The 23,263-nt window shown below is 48.9% G+C and carries 21 protein-coding genes and 2 pseudogenes; 4 read left to right on the top strand and 19 right to left on the bottom strand.

Annotation, left to right across the window (positions count from 1 at the left end; all coding sequences use genetic code 11):
- Positions 1-10: 10 nt before the first annotated feature.
- On the bottom strand, positions 11-904 hold the full coding sequence (locus PUR_RS02615) for a TetR/AcrR family transcriptional regulator (protein ID WP_232101688.1): 894 nt from the start codon (positions 902-904) through the stop codon (positions 11-13).
- A gap of 138 nt (positions 905-1,042) precedes the next feature.
- Between PUR_RS02615 and PUR_RS02610 the strand changes: the two genes are divergently transcribed.
- Positions 1,043-1,633: an isochorismatase family protein gene (locus tag PUR_RS02610; protein ID WP_179033898.1), complete on the top strand. Its 591-nt coding sequence runs from the start codon at positions 1,043-1,045 to the stop codon at positions 1,631-1,633.
- 147 nt (positions 1,634-1,780) lie between these two features.
- Here PUR_RS02610 and PUR_RS02605 read toward each other — a convergent pair whose 3' ends face one another.
- Positions 1,781-2,326 carry a TetR/AcrR family transcriptional regulator gene (locus tag PUR_RS02605; RefSeq protein ID WP_179037714.1) on the bottom strand — a complete coding sequence of 182 codons (546 nt, stop codon included), beginning with the start codon at positions 2,324-2,326 and terminating at the stop codon, positions 1,781-1,783.
- A 186-nt stretch (positions 2,327-2,512) separates the two neighbouring features.
- On the opposite strand from PUR_RS02605, the gene PUR_RS02600 reads away from it, so the two are divergent.
- Complete coding sequence (locus tag PUR_RS02600; protein WP_179033897.1) at positions 2,513-3,457, top strand: alpha/beta hydrolase; 945 nt, start codon at positions 2,513-2,515, stop codon at positions 3,455-3,457.
- A gap of 52 nt (positions 3,458-3,509) precedes the next feature.
- Positions 3,510-4,683 (top strand): annotated as a pseudogene (locus tag PUR_RS02595) (MFS transporter).
- Positions 4,684-5,168: 485 nt separating this feature from the next.
- Here the strand turns inward: PUR_RS02595 and PUR_RS02590 are convergent.
- The 13 genes from PUR_RS02590 to PUR_RS02530 all read right to left on the bottom strand — a co-directional run bounded on the left by PUR_RS02590 (position 5,169) and on the right by PUR_RS02530 (position 18,389).
- Positions 5,169-5,876: an urease accessory protein UreD gene (locus tag PUR_RS02590; RefSeq protein ID WP_232101687.1), complete on the bottom strand. Its 708-nt coding sequence runs from the start codon at positions 5,874-5,876 to the stop codon at positions 5,169-5,171.
- A gap of 136 nt (positions 5,877-6,012) precedes the next feature.
- Positions 6,013-6,696, bottom strand: coding sequence for an urease accessory protein UreG (ureG, locus tag PUR_RS02585; RefSeq protein WP_179033895.1), 684 nt, complete (start codon positions 6,694-6,696; stop codon positions 6,013-6,015).
- A gap of 37 nt (positions 6,697-6,733) precedes the next feature.
- Complete coding sequence (locus PUR_RS02580; RefSeq protein WP_232101686.1) at positions 6,734-7,417, bottom strand: urease accessory protein UreF; 684 nt, start codon at positions 7,415-7,417, stop codon at positions 6,734-6,736.
- A 16-nt stretch (positions 7,418-7,433) separates the two neighbouring features.
- Complete coding sequence (gene ureC, locus PUR_RS02575) at positions 7,434-9,137, bottom strand: urease subunit alpha (RefSeq protein ID WP_442953823.1); 1,704 nt, start codon at positions 9,135-9,137, stop codon at positions 7,434-7,436.
- Position 9,138: 1 nt separating this feature from the next.
- Positions 9,139-9,507, bottom strand: coding sequence for an urease subunit beta (gene ureB / locus PUR_RS02570; RefSeq protein WP_179033892.1), 369 nt, complete (start codon positions 9,505-9,507; stop codon positions 9,139-9,141).
- A gap of 69 nt (positions 9,508-9,576) precedes the next feature.
- Positions 9,577-9,882 (bottom strand): urease subunit gamma, encoded by a 306-nt coding sequence (locus PUR_RS02565; RefSeq protein WP_179033891.1) that lies wholly within the window; start codon positions 9,880-9,882, stop codon positions 9,577-9,579.
- On the bottom strand, positions 9,863-10,870 hold the full coding sequence (locus PUR_RS02560) for a HoxN/HupN/NixA family nickel/cobalt transporter (protein ID WP_232101847.1): 1,008 nt from the start codon (positions 10,868-10,870) through the stop codon (positions 9,863-9,865). The genes PUR_RS02565 and PUR_RS02560 overlap by 20 nt, the downstream gene beginning before the upstream one ends.
- Before the next feature lie 31 nt (positions 10,871-10,901).
- On the bottom strand, positions 10,902-12,581 hold the full coding sequence (locus PUR_RS02555; RefSeq protein ID WP_179033889.1) for a glycoside hydrolase family 13 protein: 1,680 nt from the start codon (positions 12,579-12,581) through the stop codon (positions 10,902-10,904).
- A 59-nt stretch (positions 12,582-12,640) separates the two neighbouring features.
- Positions 12,641-13,708, bottom strand: coding sequence for a carbohydrate ABC transporter permease (locus PUR_RS02550; RefSeq protein ID WP_179033888.1), 1,068 nt, complete (start codon positions 13,706-13,708; stop codon positions 12,641-12,643).
- A complete protein-coding gene (locus tag PUR_RS02545; RefSeq protein ID WP_179033887.1) occupies positions 13,708-14,784 on the bottom strand; it encodes a carbohydrate ABC transporter permease in 1,077 nt (358 codons plus the stop codon). The genes PUR_RS02550 and PUR_RS02545 overlap by 1 nt, the downstream gene beginning before the upstream one ends.
- A 112-nt stretch (positions 14,785-14,896) precedes the next feature.
- Positions 14,897-16,288, bottom strand: a complete 1,392-nt coding sequence (locus PUR_RS02540) for an ABC transporter substrate-binding protein (RefSeq protein ID WP_179033886.1) — start codon at positions 16,286-16,288, stop codon at positions 14,897-14,899.
- A 457-nt stretch (positions 16,289-16,745) separates the two neighbouring features.
- Positions 16,746-17,783 (bottom strand): LacI family DNA-binding transcriptional regulator, encoded by a 1,038-nt coding sequence (locus PUR_RS02535; protein ID WP_179033885.1) that lies wholly within the window; start codon positions 17,781-17,783, stop codon positions 16,746-16,748.
- A 396-nt stretch (positions 17,784-18,179) separates the two neighbouring features.
- Complete coding sequence (locus tag PUR_RS02530) at positions 18,180-18,389, bottom strand: ATP-binding cassette domain-containing protein (protein WP_179033884.1); 210 nt, start codon at positions 18,387-18,389, stop codon at positions 18,180-18,182.
- Positions 18,390-18,754: 365 nt separating this feature from the next.
- Here PUR_RS02530 and PUR_RS02525 point away from each other — a divergent pair.
- A pseudogene (locus PUR_RS02525) lies at positions 18,755-19,231 on the top strand (IS256 family transposase); the annotation flags it as partial.
- Positions 19,232-19,748: 517 nt separating this feature from the next.
- Here the strand turns inward: PUR_RS02525 and PUR_RS02520 are convergent.
- Genes PUR_RS02520 through PUR_RS02505 form a run of 4 tightly spaced genes read right to left on the bottom strand, consistent with a single transcriptional unit; the run spans position 19,749 to position 23,262 of the window.
- Positions 19,749-21,023, bottom strand: a complete 1,275-nt coding sequence (locus PUR_RS02520) for an ABC transporter permease (RefSeq protein WP_179033883.1) — start codon at positions 21,021-21,023, stop codon at positions 19,749-19,751.
- Complete coding sequence (locus tag PUR_RS02515; RefSeq protein WP_179033882.1) at positions 21,016-21,918, bottom strand: ABC transporter ATP-binding protein; 903 nt, start codon at positions 21,916-21,918, stop codon at positions 21,016-21,018. The genes PUR_RS02520 and PUR_RS02515 overlap by 8 nt, the downstream gene beginning before the upstream one ends.
- Positions 21,919-21,921: 3 nt before the next feature.
- Positions 21,922-22,851, bottom strand: coding sequence for an ATP-binding cassette domain-containing protein (locus PUR_RS02510; protein WP_179033881.1), 930 nt, complete (start codon positions 22,849-22,851; stop codon positions 21,922-21,924).
- Positions 22,852-22,854: 3 nt separating this feature from the next.
- Complete coding sequence (locus PUR_RS02505; RefSeq protein ID WP_179033880.1) at positions 22,855-23,262, bottom strand: GntR family transcriptional regulator; 408 nt, start codon at positions 23,260-23,262, stop codon at positions 22,855-22,857.
- Between the last annotated feature and the right edge of the window lies 1 nt (position 23,263).

Genomic DNA, 23,263 nt, shown 5'->3' with positions numbered 1-23,263 from the left:
GTCTCTGCCATCAATCCCGTTCAGATAGGACAATCTGCTTTAGCTGGATGACCAGGCTCTTAAGCTCCTGCTCCTGTTCCAAAAAGGCGCACAGCGCCTGGATGAGCGGCCGCTTTAGCTGCGGCTGGGCAATCTCAGCGCCTAACAGATGAATAACCTCTTGTAGATCCTTCCGCCGAGCGCTCCCGTTAGGCCAAGCCTCCAGTGCAGCCGTCACTCTGCCAAGCAGCTCCTCGGCAGCCTGCTCTCTTCCCCTCCGCCAGTCGTTCGAGTCCATATGTATGAAAGCGCCGTAAGCACTTTTCCCGAGCAGTGCCTTCGAGCCTGTCCTTGTCATATGTGCGGCGAGCGCATCCAACTTATCGACGATAAACCAAGCCGTTTCTTCAATCGACAGCGGCTTCACCTCATAAAGGATACGCAGCAGATAATCCTTAAGAATAGCACGGTATATAAACAGCAAATCCCATAGAAACGGCTCAATTTGCGGACCATAAACTTCTAGCAGCCAAGCCTTGTGCCACTCCATCATGCGGCCGCGAACATGATTCCGAAGCGGACGGAAGGCAGCATCCTGCGTAATAGGGAGCTCCGTAAACTCAACCAAAATCCGATTGAATTCGATAAAATACTGATAGCGGAACACAATCTGCTTGACGAGCCCTTCCTTGGGAGTCCCCGTCTCTGTTTTCTTCAGATGCTCTGCCTGGTCAAAATACGCCGTCTGGCACTCATCGAATACTTGGCAGAACAGGTTCTCCTTCGAGGGAAAGTATTTGTACACCGAGCCCTTGGCAATGGAACAATCCTCGGCGATCTCTTGGATCGAAGTCGCAAGAAACCCTTTTTTCTTAAACAACTGGAAAGCTGAACGAATAATCTCCTGTTTAGTTACACTCATCATCACAAATCCTCTCTTGACACCCTTTGACCAAAGGTACAAAATAATAAACATAGAGTCAAGTGACCGATGGTTCATATTTTTATACAATGAGTCATAGCGAGGGTCAAACTCGATTTTGTTCACGGAGTGTGATAATTCATGGAAGAATTATTATTTCATTTTCCTCAGACAGCCTTAATCGTAATTGATTTGCAAAAATGGCTTGGAACCCGCTATGCCCCTCATTCAGCTGAGCAAGTCGTCAGCCGTGCCGCCTCCATGGTAAAGGCGTTCCGAGATGCAGGTGCATTCGTGGGGCTCGTGCGCGTATCCAGCAAGGACTTCAAGGATATGCCGCGTCCTTTGCTGGACCAGGCTCCTCCTGCAATGAACCTGCCACCCGGCTGGGATGAAATTGTGCCAGAGATCGGTGTCACGGACACCGACCACGTGATTACAAAGCGCCAATGGGGTGCCTTCCATGCGACGGACCTGGATCAGCAGTTGCGCCGGCGCGGCATTACGACGATCGTCCTTTGCGGCATTGCCTCAGGTATTGGTGTGGATACCACAGCGCGAGAAGCCTTCGCCCACGGGTATCAGGTGATTTTTGCGATAGACGCTATGACCGGCTTAAGTGAGGCGGAGCATGAGCATGTACGTTCCGTGATCTTCCCGCGGCTTGGCAGAATTCGCACGACGGCGGACATTCTAGCCTGTGCCTCCCTTCAGTCTTCGGCTCCTGAATAAAACGAAGCTATCGGAATCAGAGCAAGGCATCCTTAGGGAAAAATAATCGAAAGACGACCCCTGCCTCTCGGGTAACCGTGGTGGAACTTCTTTGCCCGGGGGGCGCAAATAGAAAACCCCTGATCCATCAGTTTTTATAAGATAGATCTATATAATCCTCTCTAATAGATCCCCCACTTTTTCTGCCATTTCCTTCGCTGGATAAGGCATGCCATTTTTTAGCCACCACTCCACTACACCTACGTAAGCATTTGCAACAAATTCGACAACTACATCTTCGCTTTGACCTAAATTTTTGCCTTTTGTTATATCCACTTCCTTTTTGAACTCTTCGATATTATGTTGAACAAACCGGCTGCGAAAATACGGAGCTCCTCCACTCGCCAACATCGTTGAAAAAAATAAATAATTACTTTCAAGATATTCCATGCAGTGAACAGTCGATTCAATCCAATCCATTTCTACTTCCAACTCACAAAGTTTAACCATGTTATTGATATGTTCTTCTATGATCTTGTCCAACAGGTCAAATTTATCCAAGTAATGAAGATAAACCGTTGCACGGTTAATATTTGCCCGATCAGAGATATCCTGAATGGTAATGCTATCGAAATTTTTTTCTGACATCAATTCAAGAAATGCTTTTTTAATAGCCTCTTGAGTCCTAACAATTCTTCTATCCACTTTTGCCATGTTATTAACATCAACCCTTACTCGATATAATCGACAATTTCTATTGATTTGTTGTTTAAACAATAAAACTGATAAAATCAACGATTTGTATGCCTTGTTTTGTTTATTTGTATATTATAAATTATAAGCAGATGTCGAGAAAACATCAATCGTAGTTTTATTTCACATGAAAGGATGTTTTTTAATATGCCAAATTATATTTTTGAGTTAAGCGATAAGGTAACAAGAAGATCAGTTTCTTATAACAACCGGTTTGGAATAAAAATTGCGGCAGATCTCTACTTGCCAAAAGACTTTGATGAGTCCAAGAAACACGCAGCCATTATTATAGGTGCCCCCTATGGTGGTGTTAAAGAGCAGGGTTCGGGTATTTATGCTCAAAACATGGCAGAGCGTGGTTTTGTGGCTCTTGCATTTGACCCATCGTACAACGGATACAGTAGCGGAGAGCCACGGCACCTTTCTTCGGCTGATCTGTTTGTAGAAGATTTCAGCGCAGCCGTTGATTTTGCGGGTACGCGTCCATTTGTAGATCGAAATCAAATTGGTGTAATCGGTATGTGCGGGAGCGGTGGTTTTGCGATCAGTGCAGCACAGGTAGACAGACGCATCAAGGCTATCGCCACGATCAGCATGTATGATATCTCCCGTGCGCAAGCGAGCGGCTTTAAGGACTCGTTCACCGAAGAAGATCGCAACAGAATACTCGATGCAATTGCTGAGCAGCGCTACGCAGATTTTGAGGGCAACCCGCCAGTGCTGACCGATCGGGGATCACCTATTGGATTTGACGAAAATACAAACCCTATTGGTCGCGAGTTTGGCGAGTTCTATTCTACGCCTCGCGGGTACCACCCAAACTCAATTACTCAATTTACCGTGACAAGCAGCATGTCATTTATGAACTTCCCTCTGCTTACGTACATTAAATCGATTTCGCCGAGACCCATTTTGTTCATCATTGGTGAGCACGCTCACTCACGGTACTTTAGTGAAGATGCTTGCAAATTGGCGGCAGAACCCAAAGAGCTGTACATTGTTCCAAATGCAGGACACGTTGATCTGTACGACAGAACGGAGTTTATTCCATCCGAGAAGCTGGAAGCATTCTTTACCGAGAATTTAAAGTAGCCCAGGTATTGGGAGGTTTGGAGGATTTCATTGAAGATAGGGAGTTGCTTTTTTGGCTAAACAAAATAATTTACTGGTTTTCATATTGACCATAGGAGTGTTCGGCATTCTAAATACCGAAATGGGTGTTATTGGGATATTACCATCCATTGCTGACCACTATAATGTCAGTGTAACTCAAGCTGGTTTGCTGGTGAGCCTTTTTGCGCTGGGCATTGCTATATCTGGTCCAATCTTGCCGTTATTATTTTCAGGAATAAACCGCAAAGAGGTCATGTTACTTGTATTAGGAGTTTTCGTTTTGGGAAACATTGTTTCCTTATTTACATCTAACTTTACCATTCTATTAATTGCTCGTATCATTCCAGCCTTTTTTCATCCCATTTATTGTTCTTTGGCATTTACAGTAGCTGCTTCCTCAGTAAGTATAGAAGAAGCTCCGAAGGCTGTTTCTAAAGTATTTATAGGAGTATCTGCGGGTATGGTAGCCGGCGTACCGATCGCAAGTTTTATTGATAGTGCCGTTTCTTATGAAATGGCGATGGCATTCTTTGCTATTGTAAATGCTCTTGTATTCATTGCTACTTTACTATTTGTACCCTCTATGCCTGTTAAAGAAAGACTTTCTTACAGTACACAATTTTCCGTATTAAAAAAACCTATTCTATGGCTTTCCATCGTGACTGTCATTTTATTAAACTCAGCTGTATTTGGGATTTATAGTTATATTAGCGAATATCTGAAAACCGTAACGAATATGTCTCCGAATACCATAAGTTTAACGTTATTCATCTTCGGTGGAGCCAATAATTGTTGGAAACATTGTCGCAGGAAAGTTACTTACTCATAGTGCCACCAAATCTGTAGTATCCTTTCCTTTGTTATTGGTTGCTGTTTACATCATTTTATTCTTCACAGGCCAATTTGCCGTACCTATGGAAATTATAACTTTAATTTGGGGAGTCTTGGCTGGAGGAATAATGGCAAATATCAATCAATATTTGATTGCGACTTCTGCTCCAGAAGCCCCTGATTTTGCTAATGGATTATTTATATCATCCTGTAACGTAGGAACGACATTGGGTGCAGCTATAGGCGGTTTATTTATATCAGAAATGGGTGTGCCCTATGTCGTATTGGTGGGAATCCTATCATTGATACTAAGTTTGGCAACCATTTTACTAAGATACTATATGTATAGTCCTGCAAAACAGCTTTCTGTATAAGAAAGACGTGGAAAGTCGATTCATCCCCTGCCTGCAAAGGTCAAAACCCTATTTTATATACACTGCCCCCCTAGGCTGTATATTGCTCATATACTTTTCTGACAAGTGCCTTGGCTTCGTAATCTCGATCCGTTTCTTTACGTCTCAAGAAGGCGTAGTATCCACTTCTGGAAGCACCAAAAAGTTTACACAGGTTGCTAACTGGAATTCAAGATGAAGCCGTATTGCCTCCAGCTTGGTCTCATACGTATACGTGTTACACTTCTTCCCTTTTGTCACTGGCATAAAAATGCACCCCCTTTTTTCATCGGATAAACCAGGGGCTTTATCCAATGTCTATTCTAAGGGGTGCACGCAACAGAGGAAGGGGTCTTCTCTCCTATTTCTGATAAAAAAACGACGCCGGACACTGTATAACAACAGGTCAGACATCGCCTAATAATTTTCAGAAATGAGGACCACAAGTTCTATTCTTATCATCCTCCTTAGAGCAAGCCATTGCTCCAAAGGAGTGGCAAAGGTTCCAGTAGGTCCCCGCGTACAATTTCACGAATCAACTGCAGCCATTCCTGAAGAATCCATGCAGAAGAGGAAGCTGCTGTTACAGCGATACCGTGCCGGTAGGTTAACGCAGCTCCGGCATAAGCAGGACAGTCCGTCCGGGATGGCGCTTCTTCTAATGCATTCCTTATTTTCACCAATAGGTCCGGTGTAACCTTATCTGAAAATACATGAAACGTTCCGATATGGCTATGATTCTCCCAAGCGCCTATGGAATAGATCTGCTGGGCTTCCGGAAGGATCCGCTGCCGTTGGTAATGGATCAACTCCCCTTCATAGTAAACCTTAAGCCGGTTATCCAATTTGCGGTAAAGGAAGCTCTCTCCACGCGCAGTCCTTCCCGGGCACAGCACTTCCCCCTGCATCCAGACCGCCCCCACTCCAAGATTCACCGTGGTTTCGTTCTCAAAGGAGGCGTCCTTGTAAAGCATAATCGGCTTCATCATATTTTCTATGCAGGCATTAGGCGCGAGAAGGAATCTGCTGGCCATGGATGAGCCTTTCTCCGGGCTGCCGGGATGAACCTTTGTAAACCCCTGGTTCGTGAGGGAAAGATGCGCGCCTTCTTCCGCTTCCCAATCGAATTCATAACGGTCGCCCTCCAGCATCCCGGGGGATGCGTCCATTATCATTACGCCAAGCTCCTTCAAATTCGGAAAAGTTTTGGCGATTTTGACAGGGGAGGTGCAGTACCTTCGACTCAGCCCCGTTGTCCCATTCCGGAAGGATGCCGCAGCCTGAAGAACCGAAGCCTTTGTAGATGCGGAATCAGGCGTGATCATGTTCGATTTTATGAGCGTGAAGAAGTTCATGCTCAATCCAGGAGACAATTTCATTTAGACCGTCGCCGCCCAATAGATTGGAGAATACATAAGGTTGTTCGCCCCGCATCCGTTTCGTATCTTCTTCCATCACCTTCAGGCTTGCGCCGACATGGGGAGCAAGGTCCGTCTTGTTAATGATAAGAAGGTCTGAACGCATAATGCCGGGTCCGCCTTTTCTGGGGATTTTTTCGCCTTGAGCTACATCAATAATATAAATAAAACGATCCACCAACTCCGGGCTGAAGGCCGCCGCCAGATTGTCCCCTCCGCTTTCAATCAAAATCATGGACAGATCGGAGAAGCGCCCTTCCAATTCCTCAACCGCTTCAAAATTCATGGAAGCATCTTCCCGGATCGCCGTATGGGGACAGCCGCCCGTTTCTACGCCGATGACCCGGTCCTCCGGAAGGACTCCGGTATCCAGCAGGATGCGTGCATCCTCTTTGGTATAAATATCGTTGGTAATGACAGCAAGGCTGTATTTGTCTCCCAATTCGCGCGCAACCCGTTCCACTAATGCGGTTTTACCCGAACCCACAGGGCCGCCGATCCCAATTCGAATCGGACGCGCCCCGCCGAATACCGGTTGTGACCAATCCTGGTGATGATGTCCTTGCCCTTGGCACATAACATTCCCTCCGTTTCAAGTATGGAAATCTTTGCGGTTATGACATAAAAAGCCTGGAATATAACGTTTCATGCCTTGCTGCGTAAAGCTCTGAGACCGGCACATTCCCATATGCATCCTCGGGCCGCAACTCCCTTGCGATCTCCCATCCCTGTCCGATTACGGGTGAAAGCCTCGTAATAAGCGCCTGGCATTCGGTTTGACCCACGGATAACAGGCGTAAAGCGCTGCCCGTTCCGGTAACGATGCAGGTGTATAAATATCCCTGCACCGCCTGCTCCAGACTCAATCCCAGGCGGAGACAGATAAAGCCGTGGACAAGAGGATGGGTAGCCAGACATTCTCCGGACTCGTGCGCCTTCTGCAGCGGAGACCAGTCGATCGCAGGGTGGATAACGACAGCCAATTGCAGCAGGCGTCTGCCCATCTTTTCCACGCCTGAACGCGTTTCGGATCCGATCCTCTGAAGATGGACCAGTCTTTCCACATGCCAGAGCCGCTTCCAATCCTGCCCGTCGGCCGTCTCGTAAACGGCCTTAACGACCATGGCGTCGGCAGTGGACCAACTTTGCAGAATCATCGTGCCAAGATACTTCTCCAGCTCCAGCATATTGCGGATCCGTCCTTCCTGCACCGCCGTTTCAAGTCCGAATGAGTGTGAAAAACCGCCTATCGGCAATGCGGAATCCAGAAGCTGTTGAACCGCCAGCCAAGGTATCATTGGCATCCCTCCAGGCTTAAAATAAGAAGTAACGCTGCGCCATAGGGAGCTTGTCCGCCGGTTCACACACGGCCGGAACACCGTCAACCGTCACTTTGTAGGTTTCCGGGTCCACTTCGATTTTCGGAGTGCAGTCGTTATGGATCATATCCTTTTTGGCAACTCCGCGGCAGTTCCGGACGGGCTCTACTCTTTTACGCAAGCCCAGCTGCTCCACGATTCCATTCTCAAAGGCCGCTTTGGATACAAAGGTAATGGCGCTTTGCTCCACCGATTTTCCATAGGAGGCAAACATCGGTCTGCCCATAACCGGCTGAGGCGTCGGTATGGATGCATTGGGATCTCCCATTTGGGCATAGGCGATACTGCCGCCCTTGAGTACAAGATCCGGCTTAACTCCGAAGAACATCGGCGACCAAATGACCAAATCCGCGAACTTCCCTGCCTCCACCGAACCGACTAGATGGGAAATGCCATGAGTAATTGCCGGGTTAATCGTATATTTGGAAATATAGCGTTTAATCCGAAAGTTATCGCTGACAGTATCCGGAGCAAGCGGTCCGCGCTGCCGTTTCATCTTGTCCGCGGTCTGCCAGGTCCGGAGTATAACTTCACCTACGCGTCCCATCGCTTGCGAGTCGGAGCTGATCATGCTGAACACTCCGAGATCGTGCAAAATATCCTCAGCAGCAATCGTTTCCGGACGGATTCTGGAGTCGGCAAAGGCCACGTCCTCCGGGATTTTGCTGTCCAGGTGATGGCAGACCATCAGCATGTCCAAATGCTCCTCAACGGTGTTGACCGTGAAAGGCCGCGTTGGGTTGGTGGACGAAGGAAGCACATTCTGCTCGGAAGCAGCGCGGATGATGTCCGGCGCATGTCCGCCCCCTGCACCTTCCGTATGATAGGTGTGAATGGTCCTGCCGTTAATCGCCCGAAGGGTATCCTCCAAAAATCCAGCTTCGTTCAGGGTGTCGGTATGAATGGCTACCTGAACGTCATATTCGTCCGCCACTTGAAGACAAGTATCAATGGCAGAAGGGGTTGTTCCCCAGTCTTCATGCAGCTTTAGTCCGATAGCCCCGGCTTCAACCTGCTCGGCGAGCGGTCCTGCCGACGAAGCGTTGCCTTTGCCCGTGAATCCGAGATTCATCGGAAAGGCTTCCGCCGCCTCCAGCATGCGCCGCATATGCCACGCTCCCGGAGTACAGGTTGTCGCATTCGTGCCGGTCGCGGGGCCTGTTCCTCCGCCGATCATCGTGGTAACTCCGGAAGAAAGGGCGGTTTCGATCTGCTGCGGGCATATGAAGTGAATGTGGGCGTCCACCCCGCCTGCCGTGACGATTTTTCCTTCCCCCGCAATCACCTCCGTACTCGCCCCGATGATCATATCCGGATGAACGCCGTCCATAATGTCCGGGTTTCCCCCTTTACCGATCCCGACAATCATTCCGTCCTTGAGTCCGATATCGGCCTTTACAATTCCCCAGTGATCAATAATCACCGCGTTCGTAATGATCGTATCCAGAACACCGTCATCACGTAGGGCATTAGCGGACTGTCCCATGCCGTCCCGGATCACCTTTCCTCCGCCAAACTTACATTCATCGCCATACACGGTATAATCCCGTTCAATTTCCGCCCAAAGCTCTGTATCTGCAAGCCGGACAGCATCGCCTGTAGTAGGACCGAACATGCCGGCATACGCGCTTCGATTCATTTTACTCACCGAATCCCTCCCATTCCGAGATCCGCTTCCTTATTACATCGGGCATTGCGCCCGCTTCCACGGGACCGTTCGATAATCCGTTCAGCCCGAACGAAAGCTTGCTCCCTCCAAGCCCGGTTAACGGTACAGGCTTTTCTTCTCCCGGCTCAAAGCGGACGGCCGTTCCGGCCGGAATATCCAGCCTCATGCCAAAAGCGACTTCGCGCGAAAACTGTAATTGCCGGTTGACCTCGAAAAAGTGAAAGTGCGAACCGACTTGAACAGGGCGGTCGCCAAGGTTGGTCACCCGTATTTCGCAGCTTTTCCTCCCGGCATTTAGTTCGATCTTTCCCGGCTTAACCCGGTATTCGCCCGGTACCATGTTACAATCCCTCCTTTTCAGACGTGGCTGCTCCTCATGGGCCGCTTCATCCACTACAATGAAACCTGCTCATGAGCCGATAGGCTGATGAACGGTTACCAGCTTGGTCCCGTCCGGGAACGTCGCTTCCGCCTGAACCTCGTGGATCATTTGGGGAACGCCTTCCATAACCTGGTCCGCCGTAAGAATGCGGGTTCCGTATTCCATTAACTCCGCTACACTCCTTCCATCCCGGGCGCCTTCCATAATTTCCGAAGTAATCAGCGCCACGCTTTCCGGATAATTCAGCTTGACTCCCCGTTCTAACCGGGTCCGGGCCAGATTGGCCGCAACCGTAATCAGAAGTTTTTCCTTTTCACGTTCCGTCAACTGCATGTCTGCTCTTCATCCCTTTCCAAATGATTATGGAGACGATCCAACTGAGGATCAGAAATCCGGCCAGAGCGTAGCCCAGATACACGAAATCCAGCCCGTTTACCCAATCAGCAGCGGACTTCGGCCACCGGGCTTCCATTAAATGAACCAACTGAATGATACCGATGAATAATGCCGATACGACCGAGACTCCGGTCAAAATCAGGTTATAGGCGATTTTCTTCTTATAGGAAACGAATGCCCACCGGTAGGCTCTGGTCATAATCGCACCGTTAATTGTATCCATGAAGCTCATCCCCGAGGCAAACAGCAGCGGCAGGGACAAAATGCCGACGATGGAGAACGATTGACTCGCTGTACCAGCCGTCAAGGCCAGCAGGCTAACTTCCGTCGCCGTATCAAATCCTAGTCCAAACAGAAAGCCGAGCGGATACATATGCCAGCTTTTGTTGATCATTCGAAGAGCCGGAGCCAAGCATTTCGTAAAAATTCCTTTGGGTCCATGCTGATGGCTCTGATGGTCCGATTTGAAATTCCCACCTGTTCGGCCCCCCGCTCCCCATGCTCCGCGCCATAGCTTCACAAGCGTGATCACATTGATCAGTCCGATGAAGATCAGGAAGAAACCGGATACCGACGTCCCGATCAGCCCGCCGATTTCACGCAGTGCCGGATTGTCGAACACAAACGTGTTCATTGAGAACGCGATCGCCAGCACCATAAGAAAGACGACCGTCGAGTGGCCTAAAGAAAAATACAGGCCAACCCCCAAAGGGTTGCTCTTCCGTTCGATCAGTTTCCGGATCGTATTGTCAATGGCCGCAATATGATCGGCGTCAAAAGCGTGACGCAGGCCAAGCGAATAAGCCAAAAGACCAAGCCCCCACAGTTCCGGCTGACGGTCCGTTGCCATAAGAAATCCGGCTCCCCCGAGTAGATGCAGCGCTAATACGACAAGGAAGTAGGCGTAGCCGTTATTTGCGAACATTCTCCTCAATGAACTGACCTCCTTCGCCTTTTTAAGGATGCAGTAAATAAACTGCGGCTTCATACGGCCGAAGCTCCATATTCTCCGATAGCTCGCCGGAAGGCGAATAGTTGCCAATCAGCCGCTGCCGGTTGAAGTAAGCGCTAATTCCGTCCCATACAAAACGTTGGGCCTCTCCCGAAAAGTTGTTGATCACCAGCAGTGTCTGTTCTTCCATACGCCGGGTATAGGCGTAAATATGCTTGTGGTCGTTCAAAATCAATTCATAGATACCCCATAAAATAATGGGATATTCCCGTCTCAAGGAAATCAGCTTTTTGTAATAATGATATATGGAATCCGGGTCATTAAGCTGTTGCTCAGCGTTGATTTGAGGGTAAGCCGGATTTACACCGATCCATGGATTTCCCGTCGTAAATCCGCCGTTGACGCTGTCGTCCCATTGCATTGGAGTCCGGCCGTTATCCCGGCTTTTATGATGAATCGCCTTCATCAGAGACTCGTGATCTTTCCCGGCAGCAATCGCTGCCCGATACATATTTCTCGTTTCTACACAACGATAATCATCTATCGACCCGAACGCCACATTGGTCATCCCAAGCTCCTCGCCTTGATAAACAAAAGGAGTACCCTTCATCATGTGCAGGCACGTACCGAGCATTTTCGCCGACTCTTTCCAGTAGCCCCGGTCATCGCCAAAGCGGGAAACCTGACGCGGCTGATCATGATTGCTTAAATAAAGCGTATTCCAGCCTTTGCCTTCCAATTCGTTCTGCCACTTTGTCATGGCTGATCTGAATTCAGGCATGTTCCATGTATCTTCTTCCCATTTACCGCCCGTACCGGGATCCGCTTCAATATGCTCCCATTGGAACAACATGCTCATAAAGCCTGTTTCTTCATTCGTGTAATGTATGGCTTCATCGGGAGTCGCTCCCGGCGTCTCGCCAACAGTCAGGATGTCATATTTGGAAATCACTTCCTGCTTCATTTCATCGAGATAACTTTGAAGGCGGGGACCGTTGATATAATACTGCGTGGCCGGCTGATAAGGCCCTTCTTTAACAATTGGCGCATCCGGAAAATCAGGCACCTTCGACAGTGTGGTGATGGTGTCCATCCGGAATCCGTCGATCCCCTTTTCGAGCCAGAAATTCATCATATCGTAAATTTCCTTGCGGACGTCCTCATTTTCCCAATTTAAATCCGGCTGCTTGGTACTGTACAAATGCAGATAATATTCACCGGTGTTCTCATCAAACTGCCAAACCGATCCGCTGAAAACGGACTCCCAGTTGTTAGGGGGCTGACCGTCCTTGCCCGGATGCCACATGTAATAATCCCTGTAGGCGTTGTTCTTTGAGCTGCGGGACTCGATAAACCACTGGTGTTCGTCGGAGGTATGGTTAACAACCAGATCCATGATCAGCTTCATTCTACGTCCATGGACTTCCCGTAGCAGTTGTTCCCAATCGGCCATCGTACCGAATTCGTCCATGATATCCCTGTAATCGCTAATATCGTAGCCGTTGTCATCATTCGGAGACTTATATACCGGGGAAAGCCATACCACGTCCACGCCGAGATTTTCGATATAATCCAGTTTTGAAATAATGCCTTGCAGATCTCCGATCCCGTCTCCATTCGAATCCTTGAAGCTTCTGGGATAAATCTGATAAACGACGCTTTCTTTCCACCAATTCGTTTTCATTATGAGACCTCCACAAGTTGGACTTAGATGTTAAATAAGTGCATGATAAATGCTGTAAATTAACCTTTCACCGAGCCGCCCATCAAACCGCGGATAAAGTAGCGCTGCAGAAGGAAAAACACAGCGAGCGGCATAATAATGGAGATGAACGCGCTAGAGGTTAGCAGGTGCCATTCATTTCCGTAAGGGCCGGACATTTCCGAAAGATAGATGGAAAGAACCTTGCGTTCCGGCTGGCTTCCCAGGAAAATAAGGGATACAAGATAATCGTTCCACACCCATAGGAATTGAAAAATTCCGAACGAAGCCAATGCGGGAACGGACAACGGCAGTACAATCCGCTGAAAAATGGTTAGATGGTTCGCTCCGTCCATATGAGCCGATTCGAACAAATCCTTGGGCAGCTGGCTGACATAGTTATACATAAAATAGATGGACAGGGGTAGCCCGAAGCCGGTATGAGCGATCCAGATCGACAGAATCGTTCCGTTGATCCCCAGCTTAAGAAAATCATTTAATATCGGTATCAAGGATACCTGGAGCGGAACTACGAGCAGGGCAATGACAATGGAAAACAGAAGGCGTTTGCCCCTAAACTGCATCCAGGAAAAGCCGTATGCGGCGATAATGCCAATAAGTATGGGGATAATGGTCGCCGGTATGGATACGGTAAGGGTATTGAAGAATGCTTTCGACAAGCCTTTCACCTGTTGTCCGCTGGAGGACAGCCCCTTATCCTGCAAAATACTTATATAATTGTCCAGTGTGAAATTCCAATTGACCGTCCAGCGCTTCTCCAGCACCGCAACGGATAATTCACGCCGGTTTTCCCACTTGGCTCTTTGCCCATTCTCTAGTTCAATGCCCTGGCGGAGCTTTCGGTCGGTCGTTGCGGCTCCTTCAATCACCAAAGGACCCTTCAGATTTGTCCCTGCCGGAAGGACAACCGTTTCCACTTGCTTCCACTCGCGGTGAGGAAACACATTCCACCATCCGCTTTGTTTAATGTCGTCAGGCATACGGAAGGATGAGATAAACAATCCCAGCGTTGGAATGATCCAGATCAGGCATATGACGAGCAGTATTCCATTGATTATCATTTTGGAGGAAAGATGTTTCTTTCGCATTACATTCTTCCCTCCTTTTTAAACATGCGCAGATTGTAGACAATGACAGGTATCAGTATGATCATCAGGATCATAGCCAGCGAAGAGCCGTAGCCGAAGTTCCGGAAGTTGAAGAATTGCTTGTAATACTGCGTCGCGATAACTTCGGTTCCATATTGTCCACCGGTCATTATCATGATAATGTCGAAAATTTTCAAGGTGAACACGACAATGGTTGTAAGAACCGTCCAGATCGTGCTTTGAATATAAGGAATGATAATTTGAAAGAAAATAATCCTTTCATTCGCGCCGTCCACCCGGGCCGCCTCCAGAATCTCTTCCGGAATGCCTTTGATCGCCGCCGACAGCATGACCATCGCGAATCCGGTTTGCGTCCACACCATGGTTGCAATAAGAAACAGGTTGTTCCAGGGCTGTATCAGTCCAATCCAGGCTTGAGGTTCGCCTCCTAGCGCCACAACAACAGCGTTCAGTAAACCGATTTGTTCATCGCCGGGTTTATAATAATAAACAAACTTCCAAATAATTCCAATTGCCACAAAGGATATCGCCATGGGCATAAATAATATGGATTTTGCCGTTTTCTCAAAGGAGCTTCTGTCCGCCAGAACCGCTACTATCAATCCGAGCGAAACGGACAGGGAGGTGCCGATCAATACCCATAACAAATTGTTGCGGATCGCCATCTGCAGGGTTCTTTCCGTAAATACGGCGATATAGTTGCCTAGACCTACAAACACGGATGAGTCCGCATTAAAAAAGCTTAACAAGAGCGTTCGGATCGCCGGAAACAGAAGCAGCCAGGCCAGAAGAAGTACCGCGGGCCCGATAAAAACCACGGGAAGGATCTTCCCCTTCCACCTGCCGTTCATTTGCTCCACAATCCAATTCAGTGAATAATAAGTCAGATACAGCCCGAGAACGCCCCAGATCAGAGCGAGAATAATTGTTACCGGGATGGGCATCGTAAAATCCCGGAACAAATTCCAGAACAAACGGTGAACCGCAATATTTAGCAGCAGGACAATTAAAGAGAGGAAAGTCTTTCCCCAACTATTTCTAATCATGGTATTCATCGAAAGCTCTCCGTTTCTTTCTAATGCCTAATCCGACAAAGAAAGGATCAGGGTATTGTTAGAAGAAGGGAAGCTCTCCATTTTGAAAGAGAGCTTCCTCCCGCTTCATTTTTTACTGAGACTTGGGCCAGGATTCATCGATTTCTTTCAGTGCTTGATCCAAATCCACAGAGCCGCTTACCACATCGGTCATGGCTTTCCAGAACGTGCCGGCTCCTACTTCACCCGGCATCAAGTCCGAACCGTCAAAGCGGAGGCTGTCAGCATTCTGAATAATTTCCGCTACTCCACGGTCGACCTTGTTGGCATACCAGTCAAGACTTGCGTCTTTATGCGGTGCAACAACGCCGCCCTGTTCAATCCAGCCTTTAAGGGACTCCCCGAGTGTAAAGTATTCCATGACGGCCCGCACTTCCGGACGGTCGTTGAACATCGCCATGATCTCGCCGCCTACCAGAACCGGCTTGCCGTATTTTTCGTCAATCGGCGGAAAGTAGAAGAAATCATAATCATCTTCATTCACATCGGAAGGGAAGTAGTTTACGGCAAGGCTTGCCAGCTTATACATCATGCTGGTCGGCGGATCTTCGAACATCGGAATGGTTGCATCAGCCAAGGTCGTAGATACGATCGACTTCACGCCGCCTTCAACATAGTTTGGCTTATTCCAGAGATCCAGCATTTTCTGAACGGCATTCTTCACTTCCGGAGAAGAAAACGGTAGCTCGCCTCTTGTCCACTTGTCGTAATTCTCAAGCGAGGTCGTGCGCAGCATATAATCTTCGATCCAGTCCGTGGTCACCCATCCTGTTGACGATTCACTTTGGATGCCGATGGCCCAAGGAGCTACGCCGTCTTCAACCATTTGATCCGATAGAGCAAGCAACTCGTCGTAGGTCTCAGGAATTTCATAACCGGCAGCCTCAAATTCTTTCGTGTTGTACCACACAAGGCTTTTGGCCAGTGCCTGATGCCATACGCCCGCCATCATTGTTCCGCCGCTCCCATTGTCCATGGTCGCCATATCCAGCCAGCTTTGATTGTAGTTGCTCTTCAGCTTGTCCAAATCCAAAAAGGTACTCACATCCACAACCTTGCCGGCCTTTGCAAAATTCGCCAGCAGACCCGGTTGGGAGATTTTAGCAATATCCGGAGCGTTTCCGCCGTCCACTCTGACAGAGAGAGCCGATTCAAAGCTTTGATTACCTTCATACTCTATAGTAATTCCCGTTTTCTCTTGGAATGACTGCAGGGCATCCATGAACTTAACCGATTCTTCCCCAATCTCTTTTGCGAACAGCTTCACGGTCGTTCCTTTATATTTTCCAGCATAGGCTTCTTCCAGAGGCGAGCCGCTGCCGGAATCGGATCCTGCCGAAGGGCTTGGAGCGGTTCCATTCCCCTCATTTGGAGTAGAGGAGGTGTTCGAAGCGGACTGGCCACAGGCCGTAATAAGAATCATTAGTAAAGCTAGCATAAGGACGAGCAACTTACTTTTTTTCATTCAAATCATACCCTTCTCTACATTATTTGGTTGTATCATAACCATCGCCTAGCAATTCACTCTTAGTTTCCCAATCTTTAAGCTGATTTATCACCCACTTATTTTCATGAATAAAAATGTAAATTTACATCGCATTAATAATATACCTAGTGCAGTTTTGATTTGTCAACAATTCTTTTTCATTCATGTTACATTAACTTACACGAGGGGGGGTCTTTTATCAACAATGTTCTAATAAACCCAAAAAACGCTTGAAATAAATGGTTTTTTTAATCTCAAGCGAGAATTCCAAGCAATAAAATGATTGATTTTGTACATAGAATGGTGCTTATATATGATAACGAAACCATATCTCTACAGTGGCCATAATCTCCCTTTTTCATGTAAAGGTCATAATTGTTTATGTAAAAAAGACAAAAAAATAGCGTCTGATCCAACAGACGCTATTGGTGTACTCTTATTTTTTTTCCCTGACTTCCAACACGGACTCTCTCTCTATAAGCTTATAAGGCAAAAAATGGCTGCCCTGCTCAAATGCTTTTCTCGGTTCCCTCAATACTTGTACCAGGTGCTTCATTCCCTCCATACCGATATCTGCAAATGGTTGGGAAATAGTCGTAAGCTTCGGCGTAGTCATGTTCGAAATGCTTAAATTATCGTAACCGATCACCGATATATCACCAGGAACATGCAGTCCCTCATCATAAATACAACGCATGGCCCCGACGGCCATCTCGTCCGTTGCCGCAAACACCGCTGTAATACCGGTTTGATCCCTGGATGACAAGAGTTCCTTCATCGCCATGTATCCGCCTTCATAACGCATGTCGCCGTAAGCGATATGCTGCTCGGTAAAGGGCAGATTGTAAATATCCACCGCCCTCTTGAATCCCGCGAGTCTTCTTTCCCCGGCCACCTTGTTCGTAAGAGGCGCCGATATCACGCCTATGCTCCGGTGTCCCCGGGATACCAGATAAGAAGCAGCGTCAAAAGACGCGCGTATATCGTCTATCCTGAAAGAGGGCAGGTGCGATTGCTCATGATCCCCTAATACAAGCACAATAGGGACCTTTACTTGCTGAAGCTCTTCATCATATTGATCCGACAGTGAACGGCTGGCTAAAATAATGCCGTCAACGCCCTTTTTCTGCATGAAGTTGATGGAACTCAGAATGCCGCTTTTTTCGGTGTCATGGTAATACAAATCATTCAGCAGAACATTTACCTTATTTTCGTGGGCTACTTTTCCGATTCCCTGGTACAGCTCCCCAAAATAGAAGGTGGCGATGTCCGGTATAATAATCCCGATTGAAAGTTCGCCTTCTTTAGGTTTTGTGGCTTTCACCCTGGTATTGGGATTGTAATTTAATTTTTTTGCAGCTTCGACCACAACTTTCCTTGTATCAGGGCTGACGAGTTCCGAGTCGTTAAGCGCTCTGGATACAGTCGCAATAGATACTCCTGCGAGTTTAGCTACCTCCTGAATTTTTGACACGCCTATCCCTCCGGCTTTTCCAACAATTTTCATGTAAAATCATTAATTTTTCATGTAACAAGATGACTATATCATACTTTGGCCTGCATCAATTGTCAACGCCGCGATAACGGAAAAATGGACGGCAATGTCCTCTAAGACTTAACCATCCACTTCCCTTTAATCATATTATTCGGCAGACAATGAAAATTTAACGGAAATTCCTCTTCCGCAGCTTTTTAAAGATCCCTGTCACGTCCAGATCGCCCTTGCCAGTCTGCTTGGCTGACTCATATGTAGCCTCGGCGGTTCGTCGGGTGTTCGAATGGAAGATGCTTTGCTTGATATTCCAAAGGAGTAAAGAAAATCTCCCCGCTCCATGCCCCTTGTACAAACAAGGACTTGAACGGCAGCTGCTCAAGGAACTACTTGCAGGTTTTGGAGCCTGTTCAACCAGCATTTTTGCAGTAAAGCTGTAATCATCCACGGATAGGATAATATCATCATTTTCGGATCAACCATCAACGCTCTTGCCAATCCGATCCGTTGCCTCTGTCCGCCGGAAAATTCATGCGAATACCGGTAATAATGGTCTGTTTTTAAACCTACTTTATGGAGAATATTCACTGTTCAACAGTATGAGAAAAATAAAAAAGCCTGATTTAACAGGCTTTTTACATTACATATATAGAGAATTTTCTGTCCCTAAACAAAAGGTAACAATATTAATTCTCGGAAATTAAGAACTTGTATCCGTAAGAACGCATTCGACTTATTCGTTTCCTAAGTAAAAATGACGGTCGGGTCGGACCTGGTGGTTAGTCCCTTAATATTTCCTTATTCGAACCAAGTTTGCCGTTCAGCTAGTTCTACCACCTTGAGAGCATGTGTTACCATAATAATGGTATGTCCCTCCCTATACAGTTCAGAACAGTTCTAATACCAGGTCTTCATTCATCTCATCCGGATTCCCAGTCGAAGGGGGCTAAGTGGTCGTCTTTCTAGACGCGATTCACTTCAAAGTGAAGCAGAACAGAGCCATTGTGAAGAAGAAAGCCGCGTACATGGTCATCGGCATCGTCCTGGACTGTAAACAAGGATGTGCTGGGCATGTGGATTGGCGAGAACGAAACCTCCAAGTTCTGGCTCAGCGTGCTGAATGACCTCCGGAGCCGAGGCGTCCAGGACATCCTCATCATCTACGCGGACAACCTGAACGGGTTCTCCGAGGCCATTTCCTCCTGTTATCCAAAGACCGAAATCCAGAAGTGTATCATTCACCAAATCCGGAATTCCACTCGCTACGTGTCGTACAAAGACCTCAAGAAAAGTCACCGCCGATCCGAAGCCGATCCACAAAGCCGAAACATAGGAAGGGGTACTGCTCAAAGTGGACCGCTTCGAGGAAGTCTGGGGAACCAGGTATCCGCTCATTTGTCCGGTTTTGGCGAAATAACTGGGGAGAACTCTAACATCCGGTACATGTAATCATTCTTTATTTTTAGTTAGCATCGGCACAGCTATTACTTGAATGTAATACCTAACCACTTGGGAATCTAATTCCAAAAAATAATAAAACAACCTTTCATTTAACGATTCGTAGTCCATCGGTCGATTATTGGTACGACCAAAAAAGCTGCCAATAATATGAGATGCCACTTACTTCCGCGGTTACTAACCTTCCTCTTCGGAGTATACCTTTCGTCTCTTTAAGCCAACTCTTATCGCTCCAATCCATATACCAACCTCCTTTTAACGGGAAGTATCATCCGAAACCATATATTCATAATTATTATTATGCTACCCGCTGTGACTCATATTTATACGATGATCATATCCACACAATGAAAAAAACCAGTAGAATCAAGGATTTGACCCTACTGGTACACCATTTATTGTATCAAATAGACGATATAAAAGTCTCAACTATTAATATAAATTGTCTCAGTTATAAATATAACTCACATCACAATTTACCGCTCTCCCTCATATCTTATAAGCCTTCATCGCCTTGCGCAGCTCCTTGATGCTCGGGCGCTTGCCGTACATCAGCACGCCGGTGCGGTAAATCTTCGCGGCCAGCCAGCCTAGGCCGAAGATCGTAACGAGTAGAAGCAGCAGCGACAGGATAATTTCCCATGCGGCTACATCGCCGACGCCGATCCGAAGCAGCATGCTGAGGGGCGACGTGAACGGGATAAAGCTTGTGACCTTGATCAGCAGGGTATTCGGGGTCGAAATGCTGAACAGCGGAACGTAGAAGTTCACGAAGCCGAGCATCATGACCGGCATCGCGGCCTGCCCGAGGTCCTCGGTGCGGCTGACGATGGAGCCGACGGCGGCATACATCAGGGCGAACATGAAATAGCCGAGAATATACAGAACGATTCCGTACAGCAGCAGGCTGACGCTGAGCTGTCCCAGATCGAGATTGAAATCCTGCAGAATGCCCGAATTATGCGGCAGCATCAGGTTGGCGGCGATGGCGGCCGCGATAATGGCGATTTGCAGCAGGCCGACCAGGAAAATGCCGATGACTTTGCCGAACATTTGCGCCAGCGGCGAGGCGCTGGTAATCAGAATCTCCATGATGCGCGAGCTTTTCTCCGAGGTGACCTCTGCCGCGATCATATTGCCGGTCATCATAATCGACATAAAGAACAGAATCAGTAAAATGTAGACAATGACATAGTTGATCAACGGATGGGATTTAACCTGAGCCGCTACCCCGTCCGCGCTGATCTTCTCGGTGCCAAGCTGCACCGGCGCGTTCATCGCCGCGATCTGCTGCGGAGTCAGCCGGTCGCCCGCGATCAGCTGCGCGTTGACCTGCTGAAGCGCGGCCTGCAGAAAGCTCTTCGCCTTGGCACTGTCGTCCGTGGAGTGGAAGACGACCGAACCGAGTCCCGCTCCGCTCTGCTCCGTAAAGGTGAGATATCCGTCCACTTTGCCATCCGAGAGCGCCTGTTTCAAGCCGGCGGCATCGGCTGCGGGATACGGGGTGACGGTCGCGTCCAAGCCCGGCTGCTTGGTGTAAGCTTGCAGAAGCTGCGCGGCGGGGCTGCCGTTCTCCGCAATGACGGCGATGTGGACGCCCGAGCTTTGAGCGCCACCGTCTTCGCCTTTGAACACTTGGATAAAATAAGGGATATTCATTCCGATGCTGAGCAGCAGCACCATAATCAGCGTCGTAATCAAAAAGGATTTCGTTCTCGCTTTGTTCTTGAACGTGAATCCAATAATCGTTCCCATTTTATTCATGAGATTCACCCACCGCTCTGATAAAGATTTGGTTTAACGTCGGTTCCTTGACTTCGAAATGCTCCACTTCGCCCTGCTCCAGCGCTGTCCGCAGAATGCGCTGGGCGGCGCCGATTTCGGTGATGCGGACGATATAGCCCCGCTCCTGGCGCTCCACGGCGGTAACGCCCGGTATGCTGTCAAGGCCGGTCACCTCGCCCGGCGTCCGCAGCAGCACCTCTTCGCGCGGATAACCCTGCTTGATCTCGCGGAGGTCGCCCTGCACGACCGTATTGGAGCGGTCCAGAATCGTGATATGGCGGCACAGCTCCTCAACATGCTCCATCCGGTGCGTGGAGAACAAGATGCTCGTTCCCTGGTCGCGGAGCTCCCTGACCGTATCTTTGAGCAGTTCGACGTTGACTGGATCAAGGCCGCTGAAGGCTTCGTCAAGAATCAGGATCTGCGGCTTATGTACAACGGCGGCGATGAAGCCCATTTTTTGCTGATTGCCTTTGGAGAGCTCCTCGATTTTCTTGTTATAGTAGTCCGGCACGTCAAAGCGGTCCAGCCAGTACCGCAGGCTCTTGTCGGCATCGCTTGCGGACATGCCGCGCAGACGCGCCAGATAGTTAATCTGCTCGCTGACCTTTACTTTCGGATACAGCCCCCGTTCTTCGGGCAGATAGCCCATGATGGCCTGGAGTTCGCTGTTGAAAGGCTTGCCGTTATACCGGATATCCCCCTCGTCAGGATAAATAAGGCCAAGCACCATACGCATCGTCGTCGTCTTGCCCGCGCCGTTGGCCCCGAGCAGACCGTAAATCTCTCCCCGCTCCACCCCGAGGCTGATTCCGTTCACCGCGGTTTTGTCGCCGTACTGCTTAACTACCTTTTCCAGCTTCAATGCTTCCATTCGTTAATCTCCTCTCTTTGAATCGGCAAGTTCGGGACGGTGTCCCATGGTCCACAAACTCAAAATCTCTTCCAAATCCAGGCTGCGGTTCTTGATCATCTTTACGCCCAAATCCGAAAAGCGTTTCTCCAAATCTTGCATCCGCGAGGTAATCATCGACGCCATGCCCGGGGTCTGCATTTTCAGGTCCAGCGCCTCCGGGAGCTCGGTCGCAAGCTCCGCCAGTTCCGCTTCATCCGCCGCACTGACCCAAACTTCGCTCCATGCGCCGAGCAGCGCGTCTTTTTCGGCCATGCCGAGCAGCTCTCCCTTGTGCAGCAGGACGATATAATCGGCCAGCCGGCGCACTTCCTCAACAATATGCGTGGAAATGATGATCGTGGCCTGTCGCTCATTCATATAGCGCTGGAACGTCTCGATCATGATCCGCCAGGCAAAAGGGTCCAGTCCCGACGAAGGCTCGTCGAGCAGGAGCAGCTTAGGTCCGGCGGCAAGAACGGCGGCGATTTCGAATTTGCGGCGCTCGCCTTTGGACATTTTGCCGAGCCGTATCCCCCGCGGCACTTCGAATTGCTCTAGCAGCGCCTCAAAATACGCCGGATTCCAGTCCGGGTACCACCTTCTGCGAAAGCAAGCGGCCTCTTCCGGCGTCCAGTGGCTCTCCTCATGAATCGGGGATTCCGGCACATAGCCGATGCTCCGCCGGATCTCCATCGGGAGCTCGCCTTCGGCGCTATCCCCGAACCAACTTATGGTCCCTTCTTCCGGAAGCGCCAGCTTCAGCAGCATGCTCAGAAGCGTGCTTTTTCCCGAACCGTTCTGCCCCACCAGCGCGATGATATGCCCCTCCGGCAGCTCCAGGTTGATCGGTCCAATCGTTTTGGAGCGCCTTTTCTTGATCACATTCCGCATCTCCACCGCCAGTCGAACCATGCCTCACTCCCCCTTTTTATCCTCTTCCCCGTATTTGCGCTTTACAATTTCCCGAAAAAGCTCCTCCAGCTCCTCCACGCCGAACTGAACGGAACGCGCGGCATCCACCGCCGCCTCCAGCGCTTTGCGGACCGTCTCCCGCCGGTATTCCTCTCTCGCCCCGTCTCCGACATGGGAGACAAAGGTTCCGGTTCCCTGCCGCGTCCGCAACATTCCTTCGCCCTCCAGATCCTGATACACCCGGCGGACCGTAATCACGCTGCACTTCAACTCCCCCGCAAATTCCCGAATGGAGGGCAGCAGCGACCCTTCCGCAAGATTGCCGCTGATAATCAGCGACCGAAGCTGCGTCTCAATCTGGTGGTACAGCGGCTCGGGGCTTTTTTCATCAATTTGTATAGGAATCCACAAT

The organism is Paenibacillus sp. URB8-2 (assembly GCF_013393385.1).
Classification (GTDB): domain Bacteria; phylum Bacillota; class Bacilli; order Paenibacillales; family Paenibacillaceae; genus Paenibacillus_AQ.
Note: the sequence above shows the minus strand (reverse complement) of the source record. Positions and strands in the feature narration are given on the sequence as shown.